This is a genomic window from Candidatus Igneacidithiobacillus taiwanensis (assembly GCF_031962545.1).
GTDB lineage: Bacteria > Pseudomonadota > Gammaproteobacteria > Acidithiobacillales > Acidithiobacillaceae > Igneacidithiobacillus > Igneacidithiobacillus taiwanensis.
Map to the genome: position 1 here is coordinate 1 of NZ_JAVRKK010000108.1, position 7,328 is coordinate 7,328.

Below are 7,328 nucleotides of genomic sequence, written 5' to 3' on the forward strand. Positions count from 1 at the left end.
CAACGCCGAACGGCCACACCATCGACTCGGACAGAAACCACCGCTATCCTTCCTCCTCCAACATCTACCACAGTGCCAAAGGTGGTGGACGCATACAATAACTTTACTGCTGGATCGCGTTCGTCGTAATCTATGGAGACAATGGCAGAATCCCGATCCACCCCTAGGGTGAGTTGCGTCAAGTCATTGCTGCCAATGGAAAAACCATCGAAACGCTGGGCAAACATGTCAATCATGAGGACATTACTCGGTATCTCGCACATGGCATAGATTTGCAGGCCATTCTCGCCGCGACGTAAACCAAATTCCGCCATCTTTGCAAGTACCGCATCCGCCTCTTCCACACGGCGAACAAAGGGCAGCATGACAATGACGTTATCCAGCCCCATGTCTTCCCGCACTCGCCGAATGGCCAAACATTCTAGTCGAAAACCCTCTTCGTAAGCCGGGTGGGCGTATCGCGAAGCACCCCGAAAACCGAGCATGGGGTTTTCTTCCTTGGGCTCAAAATCTGCACCACCAAGAAGAGCGGCATATTCATTACTTTTGAAATCCGAGGTTCGCAGTACCACAGGTTTTGGATAGAAGGCCGCCGCAATGGTGCCAACTCCCTCGGATAGACGCTGAATAAAATAATCCCCCGGGTCGGCAAAGCCTGCGACTCGCTGTTGTACTTCCCGCTGCACCGCTTTGTCTTGGATCCGTTCAGGATGCAGTAAGGCGAGGGGATGGACCTTGATGCTATTGGCAATGATGAACTCCATACGCGCCAAGCCAACGCCATCATTGGGCAAGGCTTGTAACTGAAAAGCGAGCTCGGGATCACCGAGGTTCATCATAATTTTAGTCTTGGGGCGCGACAGACTGGAGAGATCGGTTGTGCGTACGGAAAAGGCGAGCTTGCCTGCGTAGACGGCACCGAGTTCGCCCTCGGCACAGGAAAGGGTAATTGGCACACCCTCCGGGATTTTATCGAGAGCGCCGGCAGCGCCCACTACTGCGGGAATACCGAGCTCGCGGGCAATGATGGCGGCATGACAAGTGCGCCCGCCGCGCTCTGTAACGATCCCCGCGGCCAATTTCATCACTGGCTCCCAATCTGGGGTGGTGTTGTCGGCGATGAGAATCTCGCCAGCCTGAAATTTGTGAAGTTCTGCAAGGTTGTAAATGTGGCGAGCAAGCCCCGTGGCAATGCGATTTCCTACCGCACGTCCGCTAACCAGGAGCTGACCCCGTTCCTGCAAATAAAATTCTTCCAGAATCTGCCCCTTACGCTGAGAAGCTACGGTTTCCGGACGCGCTTGCACGATGTAGAGCTGCTGATCTTCACCATCCTTGGCCCACTCCATATCCATGGGCCGCGCCTCGCCCACTTGTTTACTGTAGTAATCTTCGATCTTGATCGCATAATCGGCCAAAGTTAGAACGTCGTCATCGCACAAAGAAAAACGCTGTTGTTCGATGACCGAGGTGCTAACGTTGCGAACGCCAAGGTGAGAGTCGGCGCTAGCGTAAATCATCTTCAATTTCTTACTACCCAAAACGCGACGCAAAACCACGCGTTTGCCGCGCCGAAAACCCGATTTGAAAACATAAAATTCGTCTGGATTTACCGAACCTTGCACAACGTTTTCACCAAGCCCATAAGCGGAGGTGATGAATACGACATCACGAAATCCGGTTTCAGTATCAAGGGAAAACATCACTCCGCTACTTGCAAGATCAGAGCGCACCATTTTCATGACACCGATGGAAAGTGCGACTTGGAAGTGGTCGAAGCCCTCATCCATACGGTAATGGATCGCCCGATCGGTAAAGAGACTGGCAAAACAACGTCGGCACGCATCGATGAGGTCGGCCTCACCGCGAACATTGAGATAGGTGTCTTGTTGGCCGGCAAAACTCGCCGTCGGTAGATCTTCGGCAGTAGCTGAAGAGCGGACGGCAAGAGAAACTTGTTCGCCGTACTCCGTACGCAACCGTGCGTAGGCCGTCAAGATTTCTTCCCGTAATTGCTCAGAAAAAGGCAGAGAATAGATGAGCTCTCGCGCTGCCTTGCCGCGGCGAGCAAGATCCTCCACTTGGTGCGCCTGGAGGCCATCGAGGATGCGATGAAGTTCCGGCCACGCGTGATGCTGGTGGAGAAGGTCGCGGTAGGCAGTAGCGGTAATGGCAAAACCATTGGGGATACGTACGCCGAGAGGACGTAAGGCGCGATACATTTCGCCCAGAGAGGCATTCTTGCCCCCCACCAAGGGGAGATCGGCCATGCTAATTTCTTCAAAAAAACGGATGTAGTGCATGCCATGCCCCCGGATTCCGACCTCTGATGATTTCACCATAGTCTGCGGCGAGGGTTATCGCAAGTGCGTCTCCGCCGAGAAGGAGCGAAGGCTGGGCGGAGGCGTACCACCCTCGTGCCAGCTGCGGCGCAACTCCGGCAGCGGCCGCTTTAGCAGCGTTTCCAGAGCTTCGATATCAGCAGCAAAGCGATCGATCAGCCAAGCTTTGGCTTGCGTATCCATGGGCGGTTTTTTTTCTTCGCGCAAAAACAGATTACGCCAGATATAGTTTCCCCAGCGCTCCGGGAAAAAACGCTCGCCAATGGTGCGACTAATCGGGTGACCAGCCAAGCGACGTGCCCAGTTGCCACGCGGGCGTGCGTAGTGATTGTGCGCTTGATGTACGTCGATATGCAAAAATGGCTCTGCCGAAACATCTAGAAATCTTGCAAGATCCTGCAATGTCTGTATCGGTTTTTTTTGCAACTCTGCCAAAAAAAGGATCTTTACCCTATCGCGTCCAAAATATGAAAAATAGCGCTGGATCTGTTGGTGATATAGCCCCAACTCGACGTAGAGTTGCGAAACACCCCATCCTTTATCGGCTCGACTCCAATCTCTCTGCAAGGCAGAGTAGAAATCGAGGTCGGTGACGCCTTCATTAAAATCCATGAGATACTGCGCGTACGCCCGCTCTACCGGGTCGCGCAGAATGGCGATGATCCTCGCCTCTGGACAAGTCTCGGCAATTTCGCGCGCCGCAATGGTTGACCAGAGGTAGGAGGGGCTCGCATCGCCGCGATAGCGTATTTCTGCAGCACTGGCGTACAGCCGTAGATACTCTTCTGCACTGGCGATGTAGCGGATACAGTGTCTTTGTTCTGGTGCTGGTTGAGGATGGGTAAAGTAATGCGGTTCCTTGAGGTCGGGGAAATATATCTCCGGATGCTGCCGCAGATATGCCCACAGTGAAGTCGTACCACTTTTGACTGCACCAACAATAAATAGATTGGGCCAGCGGTTATTTTCAGTCATTTTCGCTCGTATGGAAATCCAATCCCGCCTTGCGCAAAGTTTGAGCAAGAATGGCGGGGGAGATAGCGTCGGGTAACGGGCCGAGCCGCAAGCGGTAGGACCACTCACCGTTGATCAGGCCAGGAGCAATCCGCAATTTGCCCAATCCAGCCTGTTTTGCCGCCAATAGATGCTGCTCTGCCTGGATGCTATTTGCATAGGCCGCAGACCACAGAAAATTTTTTTTCTCGACCCGTGCAAGAGCAGGTGCGCTCGCATCTGCTGCCGCTGGCGCCAGGTCTTGCAATTCGATTGGCGTTGCCGCGTGGATATCGAGAGCCTCGGCGGCCGCATTACCCAGTTGTAGCAAACCATAGCTGTGCGCCGGACTACGCTGGTCGACCAGCACGACTATGGCGCGCGCGTTGCTGAGATTGGTCACCCGAGCACAGGATGGGATAGGTAGAACCGGGCTAGCCGCCGTGAGTTGCTGGCGCGACAGGGGAAGGAAATCACCGTCATCACTATCCTGCCAGGCGAGCCAAGTGGCCATGCCGCGTTGCGGCTGGGAAGCGCCAGAAGAGGGGGCTTGCGCCAAGGTGCAGGCACTTTGCAAAACGGGGCCGGCGACGACAGACGTGGCGAAAAGCCCGGTTATCGTCAGCAGAAGAAGGGCGACTTTCTTGCTCACGATAGGCTGCCGGGCGCAAAGAAGGCCTGCAGGGTTTCGGTATAGATTTGCGGCAAACGCTCGAGATCAGCCAAGGCTACATGTTCGTTGGTTTTATGGATACTGGCGTTGATTGGCCCGAGCTCCACCACTTCCCCGCCGAGCTGCGCAATGAAGCGTCCATCCGAGGTGCCACCACCAGTAGAAAGACGGGCAGGGCGCCCCATGACACGGGTAATCCCCGTTTGGACCGCATCCAGTAGCCGTCCCGGCGGGGTATGAAAAGGCGGGCCAGAAAATTGCCAATCGAGTTCGTAGCGCAGCCCGTGCTGCTCGAGAATCTCCTCAACTGCCCTCTGCAAACCTTCGACGCTCGAAGCCGGAGAAAAGCGAAAATTGAACTGCACTTCGAGGACACCAGGGATGACGTTGGTCGCCCCGGTACCCGAATGGATATTGGAGATCTGCAAACGTGTGGCGGGAAAATCCGCATTGCCGCTGTCCCATTCTCGCTGCACCAGCGCCTGCAAGACCGGCAAGGCACGATGGATGGGGTTATCTGCCTTTTCCGGATAGGCGACATGACCTTGCAGGCCGAGTACCCGCAGCTCTGCATTCAAGGAACCGCGACGCCCATTCTTGACCACATCCGCTAGGCTTTGCTCGGACGAAGGCTCGCCCACCAGACAAAAGTCGATGCGCTCGCCGCGATCGCGCAGGGTTTCGACCACATGACGGGTCCCATGGGTGGCGATTCCTTCCTCGTCGGAGGTGATGAGAAAGGCAAGGCGGCCGGGATATTGCGGATTGCTCTGCAAAAAATCTTCGGTCGCCACCAGCATGGCGGCAAGGCTGCCCTTCATATCTGCGGCACCACGACCATACAATTTGCCGTCGCGAATGCTGGGTACAAAGGGATCGCTCTGCCAAGAAGCGAGCGGTCCTGGCGGCACAACATCGGTGTGCCCGGCAAAACAGAAGACGGGCCCGGCGCTACCACGCACCGCCCAGAAGTTGCTGACCCCTCCGGCTGGCATGCGCTCGACCGCAAACCCGAGCTTCTCTAAGCGGCTAATCATCCACTCCTGGCAGCCGGCATCCTCGGGAGTTACCGAGGCGCGGGCGATGAGCTCTTGGGCATAGTCGAGAACGCGCATCAAATATCCCGTAAAATTTCGTTGATGCCGACCTTGCTGAGGGTTTTGGCATCGACTTTTTTGACAATAACCGCGCAGTACAGGCTATAGCTGCCGTCTTTTGCTGGCAGGCTACCCGAAACCACCACCGAACCCGCCGGTACCCGCCCGTAGCTGATTTCGCCAGTGCTCCGGTCAAAAATCCGGGTGCTCGCTCCAATAAAAACACCCATGGAGATTACCGAGCCCTCTTCGACAACGACGCCCTCGACCACCTCCGAGCGCGCCCCAATGAAGCAGTTGTCTTCGATGATGGTGGGGTTCGCCTGCAGCGGTTCCAAAACACCGCCAATGCCAACGCCACCCGACAGATGTACATTCTTGCCAATCTGGGCACAGGAGCCGACGGTCGCCCAGGTATCGACCATCGTGCCTTCGTCTACGTAAGCGCCAATATTGACGAAAGAGGGCATGAGCACGCAGTTGCGGCCAATGAAGGCACCCTTGCGCACGGTCGCCGGTGGTACGACGCGAAAACCGCCGGTACGAAAATCATTGCTGTTGTAATCGCTGAACTTACCCGGCACCTTGTCGTAAAACTGCGTTTCGCCGCCGTTCATACGGACGTTGTCGTGCAGTCGAAACGACAGCAATACGGCCTTTTTGATCCATTGATGGGTATGCCAGCCATCTGCCCGCTTCTCCGCCACGCGCAGCACGCCTTTATCGAGACCTTCGATCACTTGCGCCACCGCCTCGCGCAGTTCGGCAGGAGCCTGCTTGGGGGAGATTTCGCTGCGCTGTTCCCAGGCCGATTCGATAATTTCTTGCAATGCAGTCACGGGCGTTTCCTAGTTGATGGGGGAAGAGAGAAGAAACTGACGGATGCGCAACAAGCCTTCGCGGCAGATTTCTTGCTCGCCGACCAAGGCAATGCGTACTCGGTCGCGACCAGGATAACTGCCATGCGCCGGGCGCGCCAGGTAGGCACCAGGAAGGCAGCGCACCGCCTGTTGGGCAAAAAGGTTGCGCGTAAAGGCCTCGCCATCGCCCACCGCGAGCCATAGATAGAAACCGCCGGCGGGTCGTTCGACGGTAACGAGATCACCAAGGATTTCCGCGGCGAGGGCAAACTTGTCGGCGTAGTCGGCACGCATGAGCGCTACATGTTGCTCATCACTCCAAGCCGCCGCAGAGGCTGCCTGAATAAAGGGGGGCATGGCGTTGCCGAGATAGGTGCGAAACAAGCGAAACGGAGAGAGCAGGGCGGCATCGCCGGCAATAAAGCCCGAGCGCGCGCCCGGAATGCTGGAACGCTTGGAAAGACTATGGAAGGCCAAGACCTGGGCGAGGCTTCCGGAGCGCGCCGCGGCACTGAGCACCCCGGCCGGCGGGACATCGAAATAGATCTCGCTATAGCACTCATCCGCTGCCAAAACAAAGGCATAGCGGCGCGCCTGTGCAACGAGGAAGTCCCAGTCGGCGGCACTGAGGGCGGCACCCGTCGGATTGTGGGGACTATTCACGTACATCAGCGCACAGCGCTGCCAAATATCTGCAGGAATGGCCCGGTAGTCCGGTTGACCCGAGGCGGTGCAGTTGAGGTAGTAGGGCGTTGCGCCAGCCAGGAGGGCCGCTCCCTCATAAATTTGGTAGAACGGATTGGGCAGCAAAATCAGGTCTTTTCCGGTACTGCTGTCGACTAGGGCTTGGGCAACGCTAAACAAGGCCTCGCGGCTACCGTTGGCGGGCAGGACGTTTTGCTCGGGATCGAGAAAACCCGTGGGCAAGGCAAAGCGTCTCTCGGCCCAAGCGACGATGCTTTGGCGCAGCTCCTCCGAACCCATGACCTTTGGGTAGGCCGCCAGCCCATGCAAATGCTCGATGATGCTCTCCACGACCAAGCCCGGTGCGGGTCGACGCGGCTCGCCAATGGAAAAATCGACGACAGGCTGCGGTGGAGCACTCACGCCAGCGAGGAGATCGCGCAGTCGCTCAAAGGGATAGGCCTGCAGTGACGCCAGTCTCGGGTTCATTCTACAATTGCCTCCCACTCGCAGGGCGTCAAAGGTTGGTCGTGCGCAACATTCATCCGCAAAATTCTGGGCCAAGCCGAGGACGCTGACAAGTGCCTGTATGCGTCCACCACCTTTGGCACTGTGGTAGATGTTGGAGGAGGAAGGATAGCGGTGGTTTCTGTCCGAGTCGATGGTGTGGCCGTTCGGC

The 7,328-nt window shown here is 56.7% G+C and carries 6 protein-coding genes; all 6 read right to left on the bottom strand.

The window, feature by feature from the left end:
* A partial coding sequence (gene ppsA, locus RTI30_RS11150) for a phosphoenolpyruvate synthase (RefSeq protein ID WP_312283775.1) occupies positions 1–2,303 on the bottom strand: 2,303 nt, incomplete at its 3' end.
* A gap of 54 nt (positions 2,304–2,357) precedes the next feature.
* A complete protein-coding gene (locus RTI30_RS11155) occupies positions 2,358–3,317 on the bottom strand; it encodes a sulfotransferase (RefSeq protein WP_312263311.1) in 960 nt (319 codons plus the stop codon).
* The gene (locus tag RTI30_RS11160; RefSeq protein WP_312263310.1) at positions 3,310–3,987 is read right to left on the bottom strand and encodes a hypothetical protein; all 678 of its coding nucleotides are present in this window, start codon (positions 3,985–3,987) and stop codon (positions 3,310–3,312) included. Before RTI30_RS11160 ends, RTI30_RS11155 begins: the two co-directional genes overlap by 8 nt.
* Positions 3,984–5,123 carry a succinyl-diaminopimelate desuccinylase gene (gene dapE / locus RTI30_RS11165; protein WP_312263309.1) on the bottom strand — a complete coding sequence of 380 codons (1,140 nt, stop codon included), beginning with the start codon at positions 5,121–5,123 and terminating at the stop codon, positions 3,984–3,986. The genes RTI30_RS11160 and dapE overlap by 4 nt, the downstream gene beginning before the upstream one ends.
* On the bottom strand, positions 5,123–5,944 hold the full coding sequence (gene dapD, locus RTI30_RS11170) for a 2,3,4,5-tetrahydropyridine-2,6-dicarboxylate N-succinyltransferase (RefSeq protein ID WP_312263308.1): 822 nt from the start codon (positions 5,942–5,944) through the stop codon (positions 5,123–5,125). The genes dapE and dapD overlap by 1 nt, the downstream gene beginning before the upstream one ends.
* Before the next feature lie 9 nt (positions 5,945–5,953).
* Positions 5,954–7,138 carry a succinyldiaminopimelate transaminase gene (dapC, locus tag RTI30_RS11175; protein WP_312263307.1) on the bottom strand — a complete coding sequence of 395 codons (1,185 nt, stop codon included), beginning with the start codon at positions 7,136–7,138 and terminating at the stop codon, positions 5,954–5,956.
* Positions 7,139–7,328: the final 190 nt, after the last annotated feature.